Raw genomic sequence first — 23,107 nt, 5'->3', positions numbered from 1 at the left:
CGGAAAGGCGCGTGGGGCGGTGGACGTCAGGCGGAGCGCGGCAACTCGACGCGGAATCGCGCACCCGGCCCACCGGGCAGCAGCGTGACGCGGCCGCCATGGGCTGCAATGTACTCCTGCACGATCGAGAGGCCGATACCGGTTCCCTTGACCGCGTGCTGGGGTTGCCGCTCGCCGCGGAAGAATGGCTCGAAGATGCGGTCGCGGTCGTTGTCGGCAATGCCGGGCCCGGCGTCCTGGATGTCGATGTAGACGGTGTCGGCCGTGCTCGAAACCGCCATGGTGATGGTGCCGCCGCGCGTCGAATACCGGATCGCATTCGACAGCAGATTGGCCAGGGCGGTGCCGAGCTTGACCGGATCCACCACGGCGGAGATCGGCTCGCCTTCGGCGCGGACGGTGAGTCCGTTGGCCTGCCACTGGAGGCGCTGCGCCTCGATCTGGTCCTCGATCAGCGGGATCAGCGGGGTGCGCTGGCGGTGCAACTGCCGCGCCTCGAAGGCCGCGGCGTTGAAACGCAGCAGGGCTTCGATCTGCCCCTGCAGCGAGATCGTGTTCTGCTGCAGGATCTGCGCGACTTCGCGCTGCGCGGGATTCAGCGCGCCGGTCACGCCGTCTTCCAGCAGCGAAACACCCTCACGGAGGGCGGCGAGCGGCGTCTTGAGTTCATGCGAGACGTGTCGCAGGAAACGTGCCTTGTCGGCGTCCAGTTCGGTGAGCCGCAGCCGCAGCCATTCGAGCTGCTGGGAGACGCGGCGGACATCGGAGGGACCGTGGATGTCGATCGGCTCGTCCAGGCGGTTTTCGCCCAGCCCGACGATGGCGCGCTGCAGCCGCTTGAACGGCCGCGCCAGCCAAACGCCGAAGGCGAGCGCGAGCGACACGGCCAGTGCACTGGCCGCCACCACCAGCCGCATCAGGCGCGTACGGGCGGTCTCGATGCGTTCCGCGAGCGCCTTGTTCTGGGTCTCGATCAGGAACTGCGCCTGCTGCGCGATGTCGGTGTTCACCGCATCGAGATCGCGGAACTGCATCGCCATGGAGCTTTCGCGCGCCAGGGCCGTTTCGGGGGCGCCGCTCATCAGGCCCTGGATCACGTCGAGCTGCGCGCGCCACTTGTCGGGGCCGTCGGCGGAGAGGCCGTTCGTGGCCAGGCGGTCGAGCACCTGGCGGGCATCGCGGGCGGCATCGTCGAAGCGGCGCCGCAGCACGGCATCGTTCAGCACCAGCGACTGGCGGGCGGCGCGCTCCATCGCCGCGCTGCGTTCCGCCAGCGATTGCGCCGCGCCCGACAGAGTGAGCGCACGCGCCGCCGCGTCGCGGCTTTCGGTCATCAGCAGGTCGTACTGGAAGACGGCGCGCAGCGCGACCCCTACCAGCAGCGCGGTGATCAGGAGGAACGCGAACAGCAGCAGCTGCTGGAAAGAACCGCGCGCGGCCTTCAGCTTCGCCATCAGGCGGCCGGCACCAGGGCGCTTCGGTCGGCCGCCCGAGTCGATTCGGCGGTCAGGACCTCGCCGCGCAAGGTGTAGGCCAGCGAGCGCGTGATGCGCAGGTCGACCATCTCGCCGACCAGGCGCGCATCGCCCTCGAAATTGACGACGCGATTGCACTCCGTGCGGCCCATGAGTTCGCGGGCGTCCTTCCGCGAGGCACCCTCGACCAGCACGCGCTGGACCGTGCCGACGCGGCTTTCGCCGAAGCGCTTGACGTTGCCGTCGATCACCGCCTGCAGCCTCTGCAGCCGCGCCAGCTTGACCGCATGCGGGGTGTCGTCGTGCAGCGCGGCGGCCGGCGTGCCGGGGCGCGGGCTGAAGATGAAGCTGAAGCTTGCGTCGAATTCGAGGTCGTCGATCAGCTTCATCATCTTGCCGAAGTCCTCATCCGTCTCGCCGGGGAAGCCGACGATGAAGTCGCTGCTCAGCGCCAGCCCGGGGCGGATCGCGCGCAGCTTGCGCACCGTGCTCTTGTATTCCATCGCCGTGTAGCCACGCTTCATCGCCATCAGGATGCGGTCGCTGCCGTGCTGGACGGGGAGGTGCAGGTGACTCACGAGCTGCGGCACACGCGCGTAGGCCTCGATGAGCCGCGGCGTGAATTCGTTGGGGTGGCTCGTCGTGTAGCGAATGCGCTCGATGCCCGGGATTTCCGCGATGTATTCGATGAGCAGCGCGAAGTCGGCAATCTCGGCGGTGTCGCCCATGCGGCCGCGGTAGGCATTCACGTTCTGCCCCAGGAGGGTGACTTCCCGTACCCCCTGGTCCGCCAGTCCGGCCACCTCGACCAGCACGTCGTCGAGCGGCCGGTTCACTTCCTCGCCGCGCGTGTAGGGAACGACGCAGTAGCTGCAGTACTTGGAGCAGCCCTCCATGATCGAGACGAAGGCGGTCACGCCCTCGACCCGTGCGGGCGGCAGGTGATCGAACTTCTCGATCTCGGGAAAGCTGATGTCCACCTGCGGCCGTCCTTCGCGCTCGCGCCGGTTCAGCATGTCCGGCAGGCGGTGCAGGGTCTGGGGTCCGAAGACCACGTCGACGTAGGGCGCACGCGCGATGATGGCCGCGCCTTCCTGGCTCGCGACGCAGCCGCCGACACCGATCTTCACGCCCTTCGCCTTGAGATGCTTGACGCGGCCGAGGTCGGAGAACACCTTCTCCTGGGCCTTCTCGCGCACGGAGCAGGTATTGAAAAGGATCAGGTCAGCCTCGTCCACATTCGTGGTCGGCTCGTAGCCATCGGCCGCGCGAAGCACGTCGGCCATCTTGTCCGAGTCGTACTCGTTCATCTGGCAGCCGAAGGTCTTGATAAAAACTTTGGGCGTCATGACGCTCTCCCGAAAAAATGAAATGGCGCTGCAATCGAGCGCAGGCGGCGTCGCAAGACACCGCGGGACTGGCTCCGCCAGGCCGCCGGTGTCGCCCCCGGCAGGGGGTAGGCGGCTACACGAAGTGAGCAAGCCTGGGGGCGAGCTACTTGTTCTCGTACTTGGGCAGCTGGTCGAACGGCGTCTTGCCGTCGTCGCGCGGGCCGCTGTCGGCCACGAAGGGCCAGAAGTTCAGCAACGGCTTCTCGGCGGATGCCCGCTTGGCCCGGGCTTCGTCCGGCGTGAGAATCCAGACTTCGCGGACCATCCCGGCCGCGTCGCGCGTGTAGTTGACCAGCAGGTTCTGGCCGGTGATCGACGCGGGCATGACGAGCATGCGGTTGGCGCCGAGGATGCGCGCACCGGGGGAAAGGCGCTCGGCCTGGCCGTCGAGGACTATTTCCGGCGCGTTCACCACCATGAACTTGCCGCGCAGCGTGCCATTCGGAAAATTGCGGCCGCCGTTGGTGGCCTCGTTCTGCGTGGCGGACGGATCCTGCAACTGGGCGGCGGCGCTTGCGGAATAAAGAGCAGCAGCAGGCATCAGCACTGCGCTCAGCGCTACTAAAATGAGAGCGTTCAGTGGGTTTTTGCAGCGGTTCATGGGGTACATCCAGAGGCTGTGGGAGCGGCGATTCTAGCGGTCGCATCTTTTCAGACGAAGCCGCGGAACGTGCCATCGTGCATGAACGCTTTACTTATCTTTACGGCGGCCATGGGCTCTTTTCTGATTGCACTGCTCCAATAAATGCCGCCGGAAAATAGTGCGACATAGCGACCGGCCCCTTTCGATCCAATATCAACGCCCCATGAAGAAGAATCTCGTTCTCACCCTGTCGGGTGTGCTGGTCGTGGCCGCAGCAGCGGGCACCTGGTGGTGGTCGGGCGCCAAGACGCGCGGAACCGCCGAGGGCGCTGCGACCACCAGTGCCAGTCCCGGCAAGCCCGGCGCGGGAGCGGCCGGGACAGGCGCTCCCGCGTTGGTCACCCTGGCGGCCGCGAAAAAGCAGGATGTGCCGGTCACCGTGCAGGTCAACGGCAGCGTCGTGTCGCTCAACAGCGTCGACCTGCGGCCGCAGGTGACGAATACGGTGAAGGACGTGCACGTCAAGGAGGGCCAGTTCGTCAAGGCCGGCCAGTTGCTCTTCACGCTCGACGACCGCCCCGACCAGGCCAACCTGGCGAAGGCCAAGGCGCAGCAGCAGCGTGACGAAGCCATGCTGGCCGACCTGGAGCGCCAATACAAGCGCAGCCAGGATCTCGTGGCGCAGAACTTCATCGCCAAGAGCGCCGCCGACGCCACCCTGTCGCAGCTCGAGGCCCAACGCGCGGCGGTCGCCGCGGATCGCGCTGCGGTGCAGTCCGCTCAGGTGGCGCTGGGCTACACCACCTTGCGCGCACCCATCGCGGGTCGCATCGGCGCAGTCAATATCTACCCGGGCACGCTGGTCCAGCCGAGCCTGTCGCTGGTGACCATCACCCAGCTCGATCCGATCGCGGTGAGCTTCCCGGTGCCTGAAGGGAAGCTGCAGGACCTGCTGGAAGCGGCGCGTTCGCACACGCCGGTCGAAGCAGCCGTGACCGGTCGCAAGGAGCCATTGAAGGGTTCGCTGAGCTTCGTCGACAACACGGTCGATCCGCTGATCGGGACCGTGCGCGCCAAGGCGGTGTTCGACAACGCCGACCAGAGCCTCTGGCCCGGCCAGTTCGTCGAGACGCGCGTGACCGTCCGAACGATCAAGGACGCCACCGTGCTTCCGGCCTCCGCGCTGATGATGCTGGCGGACGGCGTGTCCGTCTACGTGGTCGACGCCGACAGGAAGGCGTCGCGCCGCAAGGTCGAATCGCTCTACACCTTCGGCACGCAGGTCGCGGTGCGCGGCGTCGAGCCGGGCGAGCAGGTGGTCATCGAAGGCAAGCAGAACGTGCGGCCCGGCGGCAAGGTGCGCCTCGATGCGCCGGTGCCGGCGCAGAAACCCGGAGAGTCGGCAGCTCCCGGCCCGGGCAGCGCCGCATCGGTCGCCCCCTCCAACGCGAGCCTCGTCGCCGAGCGGGAGCACACATGAACATCTCCGAGCTGTGCATCCGTCGTCCTGCGATGACGGTGCTGCTCTCCGCCGCGGTGGTGGTGATCGGCATCTTTGCCTATTTCCAGATCCCCGTCGCGGCGCTGCCCAGCTACAACACGCCGGTCATCAACGTCAACGCGCAGTTGCCCGGCGCCAGTCCGGACACCATGGCGTCATCGGTCGCCTTGCCGTTGGAAAAGCAGTTCTCCACGATCCCGGGCCTGCAGACCATCAGTTCGGTCAATACGCAGGGCGTGACCTCGGTCACCCTCGAATTCGTCAGCTCGCGGGACATCGACGCGGCCGCGGTCGACGTGCAGGCCGCACTTCTGCGCGCGCAGCGGCAACTGCCGCAGGAGCTGACGCAGCTGCCTTCCTACCGCAAGGTCAATCCGGCCGACGCGCCGGTGCTGTTCATCGCGATGGTCTCCAACTCGATGACGCCGGCCGAGCTGAACGACTATGCCGAGAACCTGATTTCACCGAGCCTGTCGACCATCGACGGCGTGGCGCAGGTCGGCGTGTACGGGCAGAAGCGCTTCGCGGTGCGCGTCAAGGCCGATGCCAACCTGCTCAACGCACGGAACATCACGCTCGACGAGCTCGCAAATGCCGTGCGCCTGGCGAATGCCAATACGCCGGTCGGCGTGCTCGACGGTCCCCGGCAGACGCTCACCATCCAGGCCAACGAACAGATGCTGAAGGCGGCGGATTTCGCCAAGGTCATCGTCGGCCAGCGCAACGGCGCGCCGGTGCGGCTCGACGAAGTCGCGACCATCGAGGACAGCTTCGAGTCCGTCAAGACCGCGAGCAGCTTCAACGGGCAGAGTTCGATCCAGCTGGCCGTGCAGCGCCAGCCCAACGCGAATACGGTGCAGGTGGTGGATGCGGTGCGCGCGCTCATGCCCCGCTTCAAGGAAGAGCTGCCGCAGTCCGTCGAGATCAACCTGGTCAACGACCGCTCGCTCTCCATCCGCGAAGCCGTGCACGACGTGCAGCTCACGCTGCTCGGCACCATCCTGCTGGTGGTGCTGGTGATCTTCCTGTTCCTCCATCGGCTGGTGGCCACCCTTATCCCCGCGCTGACGATCCCGATCTCGCTGATCGGCGCGGTGGCGCTGCTCTACGCCTTCGGCTACAGCCTGGACAACGTGTCGCTGCTTGGCATCACGCTGGCCGTCGGCCTGGTGGTGGACGACGCCATCGTCGTGCTCGAGAACATCATGCGCTACGTCGAGAAGGGCATGGAGCCTTTCGCGGCGGCCTTGCGCGGTGCGCGCGAGGTGGGCTTCACCATCATCTCGATCTCGATCTCGCTGGTCGCGGTGTTCATTCCGATCTTCTTCATGCCGGGCGTCATCGGCCTGCTGTTCCATGAATTCGCCGTGGTGGTGGGACTGGCCGTGATGGTTTCCGCCATCGTCTCGCTCACGCTGGTGCCGATGCTGGCGAGCCGGCTGCTCAAGCACACGCCACGCGACGGCGGGAAGGTCGATCACGAGGAAGAGCATCCCGAGCCGGGCACCGCCATCGGCCGGGCCTTCGAGCGCGGCTACCGCTGGGTGCACGGCAATTACATGCGCACGCTCGACTGGACCCTGGGTCACCGGCCGATCATGCTCGCCCTCGCCGCCTCGACCTTCGCGCTGACGGCCTGGATGTTCATCACCATCCCCAAGGGCTTCTTCCCCGAAGAGGACATCGGCCAGATCCAGATCACGACCGAGGCGGCCGAAGACATCTCCTTCCCCGCCATGAAGGCCCTGCAGGATCGCGTGGCCGAGGCGCTGCAGGCCGACCCCAGCGTGGACTACGTCAATTCCTTCATCGGCGTCGGCGGCCCGACGGCCACGCAGAACTCGGGCCGGCTGTTCGCGGTGCTCAAGTCCCGCAAGGAGCGCCCGCCGATGCCGCAGGTGCTCGAATCGCTGCGCAAGCGCTTCCGCGAGATCCCGGGCATCGCCGTCTACATGCAGCCCGTGCAGAACCTGCGGCTGGGCGGCCGGCAGAGCAAGGCCCGCTTCCAGTACACGCTGCAGAGCGTGAATGCCGGCACCATGGGCGTGTGGGCCGACAAGCTGATGGAGCGCATGCGCGCCGATACGGACTTCCGCGACGTCACCAGCGACTCGCAGAACCGCGGCCTGCAGGCCACGCTCGACATCGACCGCGACAAGGCCGGCGTGCTCGGCGTCGCGGTGGGCGACCTGCGCACCGCGCTCTACAACGCCTACGGCGACCGCCAGATCGGCAGCATCTATGGCGCGAGCAATACCTACCAGGTGATCCTCTCCGCCTCCGACAGCGACCGTCAGTTCGAGGAAGACATGTCGCGCCTGTCCGTGCGCAACAAGGCGGGCCAGCTGGTGCCGCTCTCGGCCTTCTCGACGGTCAAGCGCACGGTGGGGCCGACCTCGGTCAACCACCAGGGCCAGCTCCAGGCGGTGACCGTGTCGTTCAACCTCGCGCCGGACGTGCCGCTCGGCAACGCCACGGCCAAGATCGACCAGTTCAAGGCCGAGCTGAAGATGCCGGTCTCGATCATCACGAGCTACGGCGGCGATGCGGCGGTGTTCCAGAGCTCGCAGTCGAGCCAGGCGGTGCTGCTCATCCTGGCGGTGCTGGTGATCTATGTGCTCCTGGGCGTGCTCTACGAGAGCTACATCCATCCGCTCACCATCCTGGCCGGCCTGCCTTCGGCCGCGGTGGGTGCACTGCTGTCGCTCAAGCTCTTCGGCTTCGACCTCACGCTGATCGCCACCATCGGCATCCTGCTGCTGATCGGCATCGTGAAGAAGAACGCGATCATGTTGATCGACTTCGCACTCGAGGCGCAGCGCGTCGAGGGCATGAAGCCGGTCGACGCGATTCGCGAGGCGTGCCGGCTGCGGTTCCGTCCGATCCTGATGACCACCCTGGCCGCGATGATGGGTGCACTGCCGCTCGCGCTCGGCCTGGGCGCCGGCGCCGAGTTGCGTCAGCCGCTGGGCGTGGCGGTGGTCGGCGGGCTGATCTTCTCGCAGGTGATCACGCTCTACATCACGCCGGCGATCTACCTCGCGCTCGACCGCTACAGCGGCAGCGGACCGATGCAGGAACTGCCCGGCGAAAAGGTGCCGCACGCGGCTGGCGCGGCGACGTGAACGGTGCACGCCGCGCGAGCGCGGCGGTCATCAGGGCAGCGCGTCGCGGGCGAACGCCTGTGCGGTGCGCCGCGAGCCCGCCCGTGCGGGCGAGCGCCCCGCCAATGCCGGGGCCAGTTGCGACAAGGCGGACGTCCCGCCATGCGTCACGCGCAGCACCCAGTCGCACACCACCGCCATGAAGGTCTGCTGCGCAGCCATCGACGTCAGGCCGTGGTCGATCTCGCCGATGAACTCGTATTCGAACTGGCGCATGAACGGCTCATCGGCAAACGGTCCGAGCTGATCGCGATTCCGGTCCGTGACGTGCATGGTCCCGGTGTAGAGCAGCAGCACGGCCAGATTGCGCGCCGCCACTTGCGACATCGACCGGCGAAACGCCGCCGCGGTCACTTCCGGCGGATCGGGCTCGAAGATATGCGGTGCCGCCGCGGCCGCCGCGCTCGGCGACAGCTTGCGCTGGACCCAGCGCACCGTCTTGCCGATGAAGGCCGGATTGGTCGGCGCTGCCAGCGCCCGGCGCAGCATGCGTTCCATGCGGGTGCGGCGTCCGGGGAACGCATAGCCGTCGAACATCAGGAGGCCGACCACCCGCGCGTCGGCGACGGCGAGCGAAAGGCCGTTGGTCGCGCCCGAGCAGAGCCCGATCACGATGAATCGGCGCACCCCGAGCATGGTTTCGATGAGATTCATCGCCGCCTGCAGGTCGTACACCGCCTGCGTCAGGAAATGCTCCGAGCCGCTGGCCGGACCGCTGTCGCCCAGGCCGGCGAGGTCGAGCCGGATGCTGCTGATGCCGCGGGTCGCCAGCTGGCGGGCCAGTTTCACGTTGATGCGGCGGGGGCCGATGTGGTGGTTCGCCCCCATGTTGAGCATCAGGCAGGCGACCGGACCCATCGGGCCGTCGGCAGGCGTCGTGACGATGCCGATCAGCGAGCCGTCGGGCCCGAACTGAACGGGGGTTTCCTTGCAATCAATCATGAACTTCAGCCAGGAGACGTTGCAGCGCTTCGGTCGGGACCATGGCGTTATTGGGGTGCGGATCGGAGGTCCAGATCAGCGGATGGTGGAAATCGGAAATCTTCACAGGCATGTGCCGGCCAGCCTCCGCCTTCGCCCACCCGTGCGCTGCATGGTCTTCCGCGTCCGCCAGCATCACGGTTTCGTGCAACGCGGTCAACTGCAATGTTGAGGATGACAGCGAGCGCAATTGCTGCCTCAGGGCGGGCGAGACGCCGAAGCCGAAGAGTTCGTCGGTGAATGCGTCCGGATCCTTCACGAGCCGGCGGCGCCACGTCGGATCGGGAACGCAGTAGGAGCGCTCGAGCGCGTCGACGTGGCCGGCGCGAAGCGTGTCCAGATAGCGGGTGCCGTCGACGATGGGATCCCAGAGAATCAGGCGCGACGGGTCGCAGCGACCGCTCTTGGCCGCCAGCACCGCGATCGCGGCACCCAGGCGCGAGCCCAGCCAGATGATGCGCCGCGCGCCCGCTCGCCTGCGCAACTCCTCGTGCGCCGTGCAGACGTCGCGCCGCCAGCCCTCGAGTTCGCCTTCGACGTCGTCGCCGGGCGAGTCGCCCGTGCCGTAGTAGTCGAAGCGGAGCACCGCCACGCCTGCGCGCGCGAGCCGGTCGGCGAGCACGCGGAACAGGCGGTGCGCGCGGATCGCTTCCTGGCCGAAGGGCTGGCAGATCAGCACGGAGACGTTGCCTTCGCGCTCCGGCGCGTGGTACAGCCCGAACAACTGGCGCGAGGCCGGGCCGAAGAGCATCGGGGTCATGCGTACAACTCGCTTTCCTGCATCATGGGGCGCGGCGCGATCGCCTCCACCGCCAGGATGCGCGCGACCGCGCACACCACACCCTGCCCGCCATCGAACGAACTCAGTGCCAGGCGCACGAGGCTCCCGTCACCGGCAACCTGCACTTCGCGCGCATCGCCGTCGAGGCCGACCTCGAAACCGCGGGTATCGGCACTGAGGCCCATCCCCGTGGCTTTCAGGCAGGCTTCCTTGCGCGTCCAGCAGCGCAGGAAGGCGCGGTCCCGCTCGTCGGGCGAGACGGCCTTCAGCGCACGCCGTTCCGCGTCGGTGAAATGCGCTTCGGCCAGGGCCTCGGCGTCCGGCAGGTGGCGCAGCAACTCGACGTCGACACCGACCTCCGAATCCATGCTGATCGCGATCAGTCCGACCGACTGGCTGTGGCTCAGGTTGAAGCGAACGCCGACCGGGTCCACCAGCCGGGGCTTGCCGAATGCGCCGTGCGCGAAGTCCAAGAATGCGCCCGGGATGCCCGTGTGGGCCGACAGAGCGCCGCGAAGCGCCGAATGCGCGGCAATGAAGCGGTGCCGATCCCGCGCGAAGACGAAGCGATGGGCCCTTTCCCACTCCTCGTCCGACAGGCATGCCGCCGCCTCCGGGCCCGGCACCACATCGAGATCCACGCGCCACAACTGGCAGTGCGCCACGGAAGGAATCTGGACGATCGACATGGCAACCCTTCAGCCTTTGCGGCCCCAACCCGAGAAAACGCGACCCAGCAGGCCCTTCTTCGCCCCGCTGTCCGCCGAGGCTTCCGCGACAGCTTCGCCGGCGTCGATGGCAGTCCCTGCGGCGGCCGAGGCCAGTTGTCCCAGGCTCTCGAACACGTAGCGCCGCGGTTCCACCCGGAAGCCTAGCACCTGTTCCGCCTGCCGCAGCACGCGCATCGCCAGCAGCGAATCGCCGCCGAGGTCGAAGAAGTTGTCGTTGGCGCGGATGTCGTTGACGTCGATGCTCAGTGCGCTCGCCCAGATCTGGGCCAGGCGGGCCTGTTCCGGCAGCAGCAGCGCCGGCGGTCCCTTTTCTTCCGGGACCGAGGCGACGGGCGGCGCGGCCTGCGGCGACGGCGTGTTGCCGGCCGCGAGGCGCTTCAGGTAGCTCTTGCTTTCGGACTCGCCCGACGTCCAGAGCGCTTCCAGCGTGTCGTCCGGCCGTTGCGCCACGAGCGTCAACAGTTCGACATAGCGTTCCTTGAAGGCGGCGCCCGTCTCGCGACGGTAGATGTCGGCGTTGTAGGTGATCGCGCCTTCCAGCCCCTTGGCCTTGTCCATGAGCCAGATGCCGAGGTCGTCCGTCGCGCCGCGCTGCAGCAGGTGCATCTGCCGATCCTGCAGGTCGCCGATGCCTGGCGGCCGTTCGCGCGCATCCTGGAAGGAGAACAGCGCCTGGTAGAGGCCCACGCCCTGGGCGCGCTCGACGAACTCGGGCTCGACCACCAGCCGCTCGAAGGGCACCTGCTGGTAGTTCATGACCGACAGCAGCTCCTGCTTGACGTAGCGCATGAACTCCCCGAAACGCAGCGAACCGTCGATCTGGAAGGACAGCGGCAGCACGTTGTTGAAGAAGCCCATGATCGACTCGGTCTCGGGCGCCTCGCGGCCGCGCACCGGCGTCGCGATGACGATGGAGCGCGTGTCGATCACGCTGCTCATCATCAGGATGTAGACGCCGAGCGTGAGCATGTTGAGCGTGACGTTGTGGCCGCGCCCGACGTCGCGCAGTCGCTCGGTCATCCCCTTGTCGACGCTGATCCAGTGCGTGCCGCCCTGGCCGCTCATGCCCGCGCGGCGCGGCATGTCGGTTTGCGGTGCCTTGGGCGTCGGCGAGTTCGCGAAGCGGTTCTTCCAGTATTGAAGCTGGGTCTCCATCTCCGGCTGTTCCAGCCAGTTCGCATACCACTCGGCGTAGTCGCCGTGCGTCAGGGCCGGCTCGGCCAAGCCGTGCGGCACGCCGCGCACCATGGCGCCGTAGATCTGCGACAGCTCGGACTGCAGGACGTCGAAGGACCAGCCATCCCACACCAGGTGATGCGGCACGAAGACGAAGGCATGGTCGTCCTCCGCGACCTTGTAGAGCGCGGCGTGGAAGAGCGGTGCCTTGTGGATGTCGATCGGGCGATCGGCCAGCTCCTGCATCAGCTCCAGCAGTTCGTTCTCCCGCTGGTCCTCGGGAAGGCTGCCCAGATCGACCAGCGGCAGTTCGTAGTCGATGCGGTCGGCGATCAGCGCCACCGGCTCGCCGGTCTGCGGGTCGACGCCGACCGACGTGCGCAGCGAAGCCTGTCGGCGGATGATCTCGCGCAGCGCGGCGTTGAACTTGGGAATGTCCAGCGGCCCGCCGAGACGGTGCGCCGAAGGTGCGTTGTAGACCGAGCGGCCCGGATGCATTTCCTCGACGAAGCGGATCCGCTCCTGCATGGGCGTGAGCGGCGCGCTGCGACGTCCGGCCTTGTGGGGAATCGGTTCGCTGTGCGGCGCGTTGTCGCCGCTCAGGTCGTCGATTGCCGCGGCCAGCCGTTCGGCGGTCGGGGCTTCGAACAGCGTGCGCAGCGGCACGGTCACGCCGAACTCGCGGCTCAGCAGCGTCGACACGCGCGCGGCCAGCAGCGAATGCCCGCCGAGCGCGAAGAAGTCGTCGCGGATGCCGAGCCCGGGCAGGTTGAGCACGCGCTCCATGGTTTCCATCACGACGCGCTCGCGGTCGTTGCGCGGTGCGATGCGCTCGGTCGTTTCCTGCCGGGTCGCGCTGGGCTTGGGCAGGGCCTTGCGATCAACCTTGCCGTTCGGCAGCAGCGGAATCGCATCGAGCGTGACGACGTGCTGGGGCACCATGTACTGCGGCAGGCGGCTGCGCAAATGACGGTCCAGCGCCGCGAGGTCGACGGTGGCGCCGGGGGAGGTCGCGAGGTAGGCCACCAGGCGCACGTCGCCGGGCTGGTCCTCGCGCGTGACCACGACGCTGCGGGCCACGCCGGATGCTTCGTTGCAGCGTGCCTCGATCTCGCCGAGTTCGATGCGGTAGCCGCGCACCTTCACCTGGAAGTCGAAGCGACCCATGTGCTCCAGAAGTCCGTCGTTGCGCCAGCGGCCGCGGTCGCCGCTGCGGTAGATCAGCGTCTCCACGCCGTCGATGGCGGTGGTCACGAAGCGCTCGGCCGTGAGTTCGGGGCGGTCGAGGTAGCCCAGTGTCACGCCCATGCCGCTGATGCAGATCTCGCCCGGCACGCCGATGGGACAGGGCTGCAGGTTGTTGTCCAGGATCCAGACGCCGGTGTTCGCCATCGGGCGGCCGATGGACACGCCGCGTGCCGCGATGCGCGGCCGCTCCATGCGCCAGACCGTCGACCACACGGTGGTCTCGGTCGGGCCATACAGGTTCCAGAGCTCGGAACTGCGGTCGAGCAGTTCGAGTGAAAGGTCCGCCGGCACGGGTTCGGCGCCGATCCAGGCCCGGAAGCCGCGTGCGCCCGACCATTGCGCGTCGAGCAGCAGGCGCCACATGCCGGGCGTGGCCTGCAGGATGGTGATGGCTTCGGATTCGAGGAGTCCGCGCAGGCGGTTGCCGTCCATGGCGACTTCGCGCTGCACGATCACGATCTCGGCGCCCGCCGCCAGCGGCAGCATGACTTCGGGCACGGCCATGTCGAAGGACAGCGTGGTCACCGCGGCCAGTCGGTCCTGCGCAGAGATGCCCGGCTCGCGCTGCATGGTCTGCATCAGGTTCGCGACGGCACGGTGCGGTACGCACACGCCCTTGGGCTTGCCGGTGGAGCCGGAGGTGTAGATCACGTAGGCCGTGTCCTCGGCCTCTGCGTCCTGGGGTCCGGCTGCGAGCGGTGTCGCCGGCTCGTCGAGCCAGGCGGTCTCGCGGTCGAGCAGGAACACGCGTTGCGCGGCATCGGCGCACCAGTTGGCCGGCGCGGCGGTAATGGACGAAGCGGTCAGCAACAGGCCCAGGCTCGCATCCTCGGCGTAGTAGTCGAGACGGGCCTGCGGGAAGGCGGGGTCCAGCGGCACATAGGCGGCGCCGCTCTTGAGCACGGCGAGCAGGGCCACGAACATGTCGGTGCCGCGGTCCAGGCACAGGCCGACGCGCTGGCCGCGGCCCATGCCGCGGGCGCGCAAGGCATGCGCGAGGCGGTTCGAGCGAGCGTCGAGTTCGCGGTAGCTCATGCGCCGATCGCCGTCGCGAAGGGCCGGCCGCTCGGGTTGCGTGGCCGCATGCTTCACGAAGCCGGCGTGCATCAGCGGCTCACCGTCGAGCGGCGTCGGCGCCGGTTGAAGCGCGGTGAGCGCACGCGCCTCGTCGGCCGACAGCACTTGCAGCTTGCCGACGGGCTGCGCCGGATCGCTCACCACCGAGCGCAGCAGGCATTCATACATGCCGAGCCAGCGGCGCACCGTGGCATCGTCGTACAGGTCGGCGTTGTATTGCGCCTCCATCTGCATGCCGCCGACCACTGGCGTGACGTTCAGGAAGAGCTCGAAGTTCTCGTAGCGGCGCGCGATGGTGCTCTGCTCGACGCGCAGGTCCGGGAAGTTGCCCTCGTTGGGCGCCGCATCGCGGTCGACGTTGAACAGCACGTTCACCAGCGGAAGCCGGCTCGGATCGCGCGGCACGGGCAGCTTCTTGAGCAGCGAGCCGTAGGTCAGCGTCTGGTGCTCGAAGGCATCGAGCAGCAAGGTGCCCGACTGGCGTGCCAGCGCATCGAAAGGGGTGTTCGGGTCCACCGCCACGCGGATCGGCAGCAGATTCACGCAGTGGCCCACGAGGCTGGTCATGTCGCTGGGCATCTGGCCCGCGGCGGCGATGCCGACCACGAGATCATCCTGCGCCGTCAGCCGCTGGAGCGTCGCGGCAAAGGCGCTGAACATCGTCGCGAACAGGCTGGTGCCCGTTCCCGAACCGACCTTGCGCAGGCCGTCGATCAGGGACTGGTCCAGCACGTGGTCGATGCGGTAGGAGCTGAACGTGCGCACGGCGGGCCGCGGGTGGTCCAGCGGCAGTTCCAGCACCGGCAGGCTGCCGCCGGCATAGCGGGAGAGCCAGTAGTCGACGTGCGCCTGCATGTCGGGGCTCGATGCTTCCTCGGCCTCCCACGCGGCATAGTCGGAATAGCGCGCCGCCGGTTCGAGCGCGGGGCCCGCGCCGATCTGTTCGGCATAGAGCATGCCGAGGTCCTGGCTGATCACGCCCCACGACCAGCCGTCGCAGATGGCGTGGTGCGCGGTCATCACGAGCACATGGTCGGTCGGGGACAGCTGGTAGAGCGCGGCCCGGAAGAGCGGACCCGTCTCGAGCAGGAAGGGCTCCTGCACGGCGGCCTGGCCGTCTTCCTCCAACCGGCGCTGCTGTGCCGCTGCGTCCAGATGCCGAAGGTCATGCTGGCTCAGTCGCAGCGGCGCGGGCTCGCCGATCAGCAACTGGGTACCGTCGGGAGAAATCGTCGAGCGCAGCGATTCGTGGCGTGCCACCAGCTGGTCGAGCGCCTCGCCCAGTGCGCGCGTGTCCAGCCGGCCCTTGAGGCGAAGCCGCAGCGACTCGTTGTACGCCAGCGATGCCTGGGGGCTCAGGCGATCGCCGAGCCAGACTTCGCGTTGCGCCTCGGTCGTCGCGACGATGCGCTCGATCAGGCCGGCTGCAAACGGGTCGAACTCGTCCACGACGCTGTCATCGGAAGGGGTCAGGACGGCTGTGGTCATGCTTGGAACTTCATGAATTTGCCTTGGGCGGTCGGATCGGGAACGAACCATGCGGGCTGGCCGTCCTTGTCACGACCAAGACGTGCATTTGGCACGGGCGGATGGGAGGGGTCGAAAGCCGACTTCGGCGCCGCACGGCGCGGCAGCAATTCGGCCTCCTGCATCTCGGCGATCGATTCCTTGAAGGCCGACTTGATGGTCGCGATGTCCTGCTGCGTGTGCGCGGTCGTCATGAAGCAGGGAAAGTTGTCCAGGATGTGCACGCCGCGGCTGCGCATCATCGCGAACAGCAGGTCCTGCAACGGATGGTCTTCCAGCCAGCTCACGCGCCACAGCGACGAGAAGTAGCGGATCTCGACCGGCGCACCGACCTCGCGGCAGAAGGCCGACAGCTCGTCCGCCATGGCGGCCGTATGCAGGTTCAGCTGGGTCTGCAGCTTGTTGTTGTCCTGCTTCAGGAATTCGAGGGCGGCCTTGGAGGCGGCGAGCGCCAGCGGATGCCGCACGAAGGTGCCGGCGAAGTAGGTCACGCCCACGGTGGGCACGGAGTCGTCGCCGTACTGCCACGGGCCGCCATCGAGCGCATCCATGTAGGTGCGCTTGCCGGCGATCACGCCGACCGGGAAGCCGCCGCCGAGCACCTTGCCGTAGGTGGCAAGGTCGGCACGGATGCCGAACACGGCCTGTGCGCCACCCAGGTCGCAACGGAAGCCGGTGATGACCTCGTCGAAGATCAGGCAGGTCTCGGACTTCTCGGTGATGGCGCGCACCTCGCGGAGGAATTCACGCGGCTGGAAATCGGGCCGGCGGCTCTGCACCGGCTCCACCAGCACGGCGGCCAGGTCGTCGGCATTGGCGCGGATGAACTCCAGCGCTTCCGGCGTGCCGTAGTCCAGCACCCGGACATCGCCGAACATGCCCTGCAGCACGCCGGGCGCTGCCGACATGCCCTTGGCGCTGCGCCCCGCACGGACCAGCACTTCGTCGAAGGTGCCGTGGTAGGAACCGGTGAACAGCACCACCGTGCTGCGGCCGGTGACCGTGCGCGCGATGCGCAGGGCGGCCATCACGGCCTCGGAGCCGGTGTTGCACAGACCCGCGCGGTCGAAGCCGGTGAGGTCGCACAGGAGCCGGGTCACGTCGGCGGCCAGCGGATGCTGCGGACCGATCTCGTAGCCCAGGTCGAGCTGCTTGCGCACCGCGTCGTTGATGAAGTCCGGCGTCCAGCCGAAGAGGTTCATGCCGAAGCCGTTCAGCGTGTCGACGTATTCGTTGCCGTCGATGTCCCAGAGCCGCGAGCCCTTGGAGCGCTCGATGACGATCTGGTAGGTGATCTCCTTCGTCGCCGGGCGGAAGCCGTTGACCACGCGCGGATCGGCCATGTGCGGACGGTTGCGCTCGGTGAAGGCCTTGCTGCTGTGCGTGCGCTCCACGTAGCGCCGCATGAAGGCGGCCAGCCGCGCCTTCTGCCGCTCGGTCGGCTCCTTGCTCTGTGTGTGGATGCGCGCGATGGCGCCGAAGGCTTTCTTGACGTCGTACTTCTGCAGGGGCGCGGCGGGCTCTTCGGCAGCAGCCGGCGTGGGGGAATTGGACGCCGTGGCCGCGGCGGTGGCCATGGGCGTAGGTTGCTCCGTCGCCGGCGCCGGCAGCACAGGGCTAACCGGAGCCGTCGGCGCCGCCGACAGCAATGCGAGTTGCTGTTGCATCAATTGCATCTGTTGCGCGATGACCTGCTGCATCAGCGAGCCATTGCCGGCGGCGAGACCGGCCGCGGGCTGGATCACCTGCATGACGGGCACTTGCACCGCCGCTGCCTGTTGCGGCATGGCCGCCGCCGCGGGCACGGCCACCGGCGCCGCGACTGCCACCGGATCGGGCGGCAGCGTGGCATCCAGGAACTCCGCCAGCGCATCGAAGCTGCGATAGCTCTCCATCAGTTGCCGGAAGGTGAGGTTGACCTTGAAGTTCTTCTTGACCTGCAGTGCGGCCTGCGTGAGCGTGAGCGAGTCGAGTCCGATCTCGACGAAGGGTGCCGCGCCTTCGACGTCGGTCATGTCGACGCCCGAGAGGTTCTCGAACAGATCGCGCAGGCGCGTGACGAGGGATGCACGACGCGCAGGGGGCGCGGAAGAGGCGACAGCAGCGACAGTCATTGTCAACTCCGGGATCGATGGGGAAAGAGGAATGGAAAGGGCAGGAAAAGCGGAAGCGTCGAACGCGGGCGCAGCGGCGGCGACCGGCACGCTGGTGGTCTCGGGCACGGCCGGGACGGTGGTGGCCACCGCCATCTCGACCCAGAAGCGCTTGCGTTCGAACGGATAGGTCGGCAGGCGCACGCGATGCTTGCGCGCGCGCGTGTCGAGGGCGCCGAGGTCGATCTCGACCCCCTGCGTCCAGAGGCGGCCGGCGGCGAGTCGCCATGCGGCGCTCTCGCCCTGCGCCGGGTCGGGCAGCAGCGACGCCGCGGGTGCGGGCACGGCCTTGGTGGCGTGCTGGCGCACCAGCGTCGCCAAGGTATTGCGGGGGCCGATCTCGATGAAGAGAGGATGCGCGAGCTGGCCGAGCACTTCGCGCACCGCGGGCGAGAAGCGCACGGTTTCGCGCAGGTGGCGTGCCCAGTAGTGCGGGTCCGTCGCTTCCGCGTCCGTCAGCAGGCGGCCGGTGAGCGTCGAATAGATCGGCAGGCTCGGGGCAGACAGCGGCGTCTCGCGAACCAGCGCCTCGAAGGGTGCGACGGCCGCTTCCATCATGGCGGAGTGGAACGCGTGCGAGGTTTGCAGCGTCCTCGCGACGATGCCCTTGGCTTCCAGCGCTGCGCGCAGGTTCTCGATCGCATCGCTGGGACCCGCCGCCACGCAGACGGCCGGGCCGTTGTCGGCGGCCAGCGAGATGCCTTCGGGCAGCAGCGGCAGCAACTCGGCGGCACCGAGCCGCACGGACAACATCGTGCCGGGGGGCAGCGCCTGCATCAGCGCGCCGCGCCGTGCCACGAGCCGCGCAGCGTCTTCGAGGCGCATCACGCCGGCCAGCACGGCGGCGGCGAACTCGCCGACGCTGTGGCCGACCATGGCGGCCGGCGTCACGCCCAGTGCCATGAGCTGGCGCGCGAGCGCGTATTCGAGCGCGAAGGTGGCCGGCTGGGTGACCGATGTGGGGGTGAGCGCCGAGGCCTCGTCCGAGAACATGCGTTCGCGGAGATCGAAGCCCAGGACACCGTCGAAGGCCCGCAGGCAATCGTCGAAGGCGGCGCGGAAGACCGCATCGGCCGCGTAAAGCGCGCGGCCCATGCCGGCGTACTGCGCACCCTGGCCGGGGAACATGAAGACCGGTTGCGGCACCCAGGCATTGACCGAGCCACCGGCGCGCGCGGGCGAGTCGGCGGTGCGCAGCGCCGCGACCGCCTCGTCGAAGGACTCGGCGACCACGCAGGCGCGATGTGCGAACTGCTTGCGGCCGACGCGCAGCGTGTGGGCGACGTCGGCCAGCGAGACCTCGCGATGCGTATCGAGGTGATCGGCCAGGCGGCCCGCCGCGGCGGCGAGCGCTGCCGGCGAGCGGGCAGAGAAGGTCAGCAATTGCGGACCGGTCGCTGCATCGGAAGGCGTGCGAAGCGGTGCCTCCTCGATGATCACGTGCGCGTTCGTGCCGCCCACGCCGAAGCTGCTGACACCCGCGCGCCGCGGCGTGGCTTCGCGCGGCCAGGCGCGCAGCTGGTCGTTCACCCGGAAGGGCGAGGCGTCGAAATCGATCGCCGGGTTGGGCGACTCGTAGTGCAGGCTGGCGGGGATCGCTTCCGAATGCATCGAGAGCGCGGCCTTGATGAGTCCGGCGGCGCCGGCGGCGGTGACCATGTGGCCCACATTGCTCTTCAGCGAGCCGATGGTGCAGAAGCCGGTGTCCGCGGTGTGCGCCGCAAAGGCGCGCGTGAGGCCTTCGACCTCGATCGGGTCGCCCATCGGCGTGGCCGTGCCGTGCGTCTCGACGTAGGAAATGCTGCGGGCCTCGACGCCGGCCGACGCCAGCGCGGCTTCGATGACCGCCGCCTGTCCGTCGACGCTCGGTGCGGTGAAGCTGGCCTTGGCGCCGCCGTCGTTGTTGACGGCCGCGCCGCGCAGCACGGCATAGATGGTGTCGCCGTCGGCGATCGCGTCGGACAGGCGCTTGAGCAGCACGACGGTCGCACCATCGCTGAAGACCGTGCCCTTCGCCTTCGCGTCGAAGCTGCGCGTGTGGCCGTCGGGCGACAGCATCGAGCCTTCGTTGTACAGATAGCCGCTGCGCGGCGGGCAGGTCACCGACGCGCCGCCCGCGAGTGCCATGCGGCACTGGCTGGTGCGCAGCGCATGGAAGGCCTGTGCCACCGCCACCAGCGAGGTCGAGCAGGCGGTGTGCACGCTCACGGCGGGGCCGGTCAGGCTCAGACGGTTCGCCACGCGCGTGGTGATGTAGTCCTTCTCGTTGCCGAGCATCACCTGGAATTCGCCGACCATGTCGACCAGGTCCGGGTGCGCCGACACGTGGCGCTGGAAGTAGGTGGCGTTGTACATGCCGCCGTACACGCCCACCGGGCCGGGCGCCTGGTCAGGCACGTAGCCGCCGCGCTCCAGGCACTCCCAGCAGATCTCGAGGAACACGCGGTGCTGCGGATCCATGAGCTCCGCTTCCTTCGGATTGATGCCGAAGAAGGCCGCGTCGAACTGCTCGATGTCGTCGATCACGCCGCGTGCGCGCACGTAGGACGGGTCGGCCCGCAGCGCGGCGTTGACGCCGGCGTCCAGCGTCGCATCGTCGAAGAAGGTGATCGACTCGCGACCCGCCATCAGGTTGTCCCAGAACTGCTCGACGTCCGCGGCACCGGGGAAACGGCCGGCCATGGCGATCAGCGCCACCGGCTCCATGTCCTGCGTGGCTTGCGGCGCGGGCTTTGCGGCCTCGCGTTGCGGCGTGTTGGCGTCGCTGTCCTGCATCCCGGTGGCGAGGGCCGCGGGCGTGGGCTGGCGGAAGAACAGGTTGGTCGACAGGCGGCGATCGCTGCCGCGCTGCAGATCCTTCAGAACCTTGAGCACCAGCAGCGAGTCACCGCCGAGGTCGAAGAAGTTGTCGTTGCGGCCGACCTGGTCGATGCCGAGGGCGCGTGCGAAGGCTGCGCATACCTTGCGCTCGGCATCGTCGCGCGGTTCCTCGAAGGTCTGCGCGAGTTCGGGCCGTTGCCTCGGCGGCTCGGGCAGCGCGCGGCGATCGAGCTTGCCGTTGTTCGTCACTGGCAGTTGGTCGAGCCAGACCTGTGCCGCGGGCTGCATCGCTTCGGGCAGGCGTTCGGCGAGGTGCTGGCGCAGGCTCGTCCATGGCACTTCTGCGCCACGCGCGACCAGGTAGGCCACCAGGCGAAGCCGTCCCGCTGCGTCGGCGCGCGCGATGACAGCGCAGGACTTGATGCCCGGATGGGCAAGCAGCGCTGCCTCGACTTCACCTGTCTCGATGCGGTGACCCCGGATCTTGACCTGGCCGTCGATGCGGCCGATGTACTCGATGGTGCCGTCCGGCAGCCAGCGCGCCTGATCGCCGGTGCGATAGAGGCGGTCATCAGGCCCGCCGAACGGATCGGGGACGAAGCGCTCCGCGGTGAGGTCGGGGCGCTGCAGGTAGCCGCGCGCCAGGCCGCGTCCGCCGATGCAGAGCTCGCCGACCAGGCCGGCGGGCAGCATTGCCATCGCCGGGCTGAGCACGCGCAGGGCGGTGTCGTTGATGGGGCGTCCGATCGGCACCGAACGCGCGTCGGCCGGCAGGTCGCGCGGAATGCGGTGCGTGGCCGCGAAGGTCGTGCACTCGGTCGGCCCGTAGCCATTGATGAGCGTGAGACCGGGCAAGGCGGCCATGGCGCGGCGCACATGCGGCACCGACAACGCCTCGCCGCCGGTCAGCAGTTGCCGCAGGCCGGCCAGTTGCGCCGGATCGTCATCGACCACCGCGTTGAAAAGCGCGGCCGTGAGCCAGGCGCTCTTGACCGAATGCAGCGCGATGGTGCGCGCGAGGCCGGCCCCGGTCGGCACCTGTTCGTCGTGGACCACGCAGATGCCGCCATTCAGCAGCGGGCCCCAGATCTCCAGCGTGGAAGCATCGAACCCGAGCGGCGCGGCGTGCAGCATCGCTTCGCCGGGCGGGAGTTCGACATATCGCGCATCGACCACCAGCCGAAGAATCGAGCGGTGGCAGATCTCGATGCCCTTGGGCGTGCCGGTCGAGCCCGACGTGTACATCACATAGGCCACCGATTCGCCGCCTGCCGCTGCGGTCGCGAGCGGCGGCAGCGAGGCGTCGTCTTCCATGGCCTCGTCGATCGACAGCAGCGCCCGTCCTGCGGGAACGAGTGGCCGGTGCGCGGCCTGGGTCACGACCAGCCCGACCGCGGAGTGCGACAGCATGAAGGCGATGCGTTCGGGCGGGAAGTCCGGCTGCACGGGAACGTAGGTCGCGCCGGCCTTCAGGATGCCGAGCAGGACAACCACCGCGGCGCTCGACCGGTCGAGCATCACGCCCACGGTATCGCCGGCGCGGACGCCGCGCGCCTGCAGCCTGCGCGCCATGCGGTCGGCCCGATCGGACAGCGCGCGGTAGCTCAGGGATCCCTCTTCGCCGATCAACGCGATGGCGTCGGCCTGCGCCGCGACCTGGCGTTCGAACATGGCGTGGACGGTCAGCGCCGGGTCGTAGGGCGACGCCGGGATGTTCCAGACTTCCAGTTGCTGCTGCCGGTCGGATGCCGGCAGCGTGCGGATCTCGCGCAGAGTGGCCGTCGGCCGCCGCTCCAGCAGATCGGATGCCGTGTCGATGAGCGCGGCCAGCAGGATTTCGGCGACTGCGCTCTCCAGCAGCGCGGCAGCGGCCGTCATATGAAGTGCGGCTGTCTGGTCAGACGGGAAAGCGGCCCCGAGTTGAAGCATCGGACCCTCGTCGCCACCGCCGGGCGCTCCGTCACGAATCCACAGCGCAAAGGGCGGTTCGTCGGCGGCCGGGATGGTGCCAGCGTTGCGACGAGCCTGATCGACCTCGACGAGCCACTGGCCCGCAGGCGCATCGCCATTGCAATGGATCGCAGTGCCGACGATGCGAGCGTCCACCGATTCGCGAAGCTCCACCACAGGCGTTCCCAGCCAGCGTGATTGTAGGAGGCACCAGGCCGCTGCAAGCAGCGTGTCGGGGAGGAGTCGGGATGCCCGCGTCAGTGCGGCCAGTTTTGCGGCGAGGACAGGCGACAAGTCGGCGCTGCCGCTCTGGCGAGTCTGGGGCGCGCTGCCGGTCGGGCGTACGAACAGGTCGGTCAACGTGAGCGCCGCTGCCTCGGGCGATGATGGGGATAGAGGCTGTTGTTCCATGGACTGCTGACTCCGCAAAATGCCCTTGCCCTTCGGGTAAGCCCTATTGTTTCAACCGTTACGTCTTTTCGGCAGGAGATGTATCAGGGCCTAGAGTAATCACAAAGCGCTAATTTTTCAGCCGAGACCCGATATTGC

10 protein-coding genes are annotated in these 23,107 nt (G+C 68.3%); 2 read left to right on the top strand and 8 right to left on the bottom strand.

What is annotated here, in order from left to right:
- Positions 1-26: 26 nt before the first annotated feature.
- From ACSFBL_RS24630 to ACSFBL_RS24620, 3 genes are all read right to left on the bottom strand, one after another.
- Positions 27-1,454, bottom strand: a complete 1,428-nt coding sequence (locus ACSFBL_RS24630) for a sensor histidine kinase (protein WP_435518439.1) — start codon at positions 1,452-1,454, stop codon at positions 27-29.
- Positions 1,454-2,824 carry a tRNA (N6-isopentenyl adenosine(37)-C2)-methylthiotransferase MiaB gene (gene miaB, locus ACSFBL_RS24625; RefSeq protein ID WP_435518438.1) on the bottom strand — a complete coding sequence of 457 codons (1,371 nt, stop codon included), beginning with the start codon at positions 2,822-2,824 and terminating at the stop codon, positions 1,454-1,456. The genes ACSFBL_RS24630 and miaB overlap by 1 nt, the downstream gene beginning before the upstream one ends.
- A 145-nt stretch (positions 2,825-2,969) precedes the next feature.
- The gene (locus ACSFBL_RS24620; protein ID WP_435518437.1) at positions 2,970-3,467 is read right to left on the bottom strand and encodes a hypothetical protein; all 498 of its coding nucleotides are present in this window, start codon (positions 3,465-3,467) and stop codon (positions 2,970-2,972) included.
- A gap of 205 nt (positions 3,468-3,672) precedes the next feature.
- Here ACSFBL_RS24620 and ACSFBL_RS24615 point away from each other — a divergent pair, with 205 nt between their 5' ends.
- Both ACSFBL_RS24615 and ACSFBL_RS24610 read left to right on the top strand, forming a co-directional pair.
- Positions 3,673-4,929, top strand: a complete 1,257-nt coding sequence (locus ACSFBL_RS24615) for an efflux RND transporter periplasmic adaptor subunit (protein ID WP_435518436.1) — start codon at positions 3,673-3,675, stop codon at positions 4,927-4,929.
- Positions 4,926-8,075: an efflux RND transporter permease subunit gene (locus ACSFBL_RS24610; protein ID WP_435518435.1), complete on the top strand. Its 3,150-nt coding sequence runs from the start codon at positions 4,926-4,928 to the stop codon at positions 8,073-8,075. The genes ACSFBL_RS24615 and ACSFBL_RS24610 overlap by 4 nt, the downstream gene beginning before the upstream one ends.
- A 30-nt stretch (positions 8,076-8,105) precedes the next feature.
- Here ACSFBL_RS24610 and ACSFBL_RS24605 read toward each other — a convergent pair whose 3' ends face one another.
- From ACSFBL_RS24605 to ACSFBL_RS24585, 5 genes are read right to left on the bottom strand one after another with little or no spacing between them, the layout of a single operon-like run.
- Complete coding sequence (locus ACSFBL_RS24605; RefSeq protein WP_435518434.1) at positions 8,106-9,056, bottom strand: serine aminopeptidase domain-containing protein; 951 nt, start codon at positions 9,054-9,056, stop codon at positions 8,106-8,108.
- Positions 9,049-9,855 (bottom strand): alpha/beta fold hydrolase, encoded by an 807-nt coding sequence (locus tag ACSFBL_RS24600; protein WP_435518433.1) that lies wholly within the window; start codon positions 9,853-9,855, stop codon positions 9,049-9,051. The genes ACSFBL_RS24605 and ACSFBL_RS24600 overlap by 8 nt, the downstream gene beginning before the upstream one ends.
- Positions 9,852-10,565, bottom strand: coding sequence for a 4'-phosphopantetheinyl transferase family protein (locus tag ACSFBL_RS24595; protein ID WP_435518432.1), 714 nt, complete (start codon positions 10,563-10,565; stop codon positions 9,852-9,854). The genes ACSFBL_RS24600 and ACSFBL_RS24595 overlap by 4 nt, the downstream gene beginning before the upstream one ends.
- A gap of 9 nt (positions 10,566-10,574) precedes the next feature.
- The gene (locus ACSFBL_RS24590; RefSeq protein ID WP_435518431.1) at positions 10,575-15,596 is read right to left on the bottom strand and encodes an amino acid adenylation domain-containing protein; all 5,022 of its coding nucleotides are present in this window, start codon (positions 15,594-15,596) and stop codon (positions 10,575-10,577) included.
- Positions 15,593-22,969 carry an amino acid adenylation domain-containing protein gene (locus tag ACSFBL_RS24585; protein ID WP_435518430.1) on the bottom strand — a complete coding sequence of 2,459 codons (7,377 nt, stop codon included), beginning with the start codon at positions 22,967-22,969 and terminating at the stop codon, positions 15,593-15,595. The genes ACSFBL_RS24590 and ACSFBL_RS24585 overlap by 4 nt, the downstream gene beginning before the upstream one ends.
- Positions 22,970-23,107: the final 138 nt, after the last annotated feature.

Source organism: Variovorax glacialis, from assembly GCF_051216375.1.
GTDB lineage: Bacteria > Pseudomonadota > Gammaproteobacteria > Burkholderiales > Burkholderiaceae_C > Variovorax.
The sequence above is the reverse complement of the archived record's forward strand: the minus strand, read 5'-3'. Positions and strand labels throughout refer to the sequence as shown.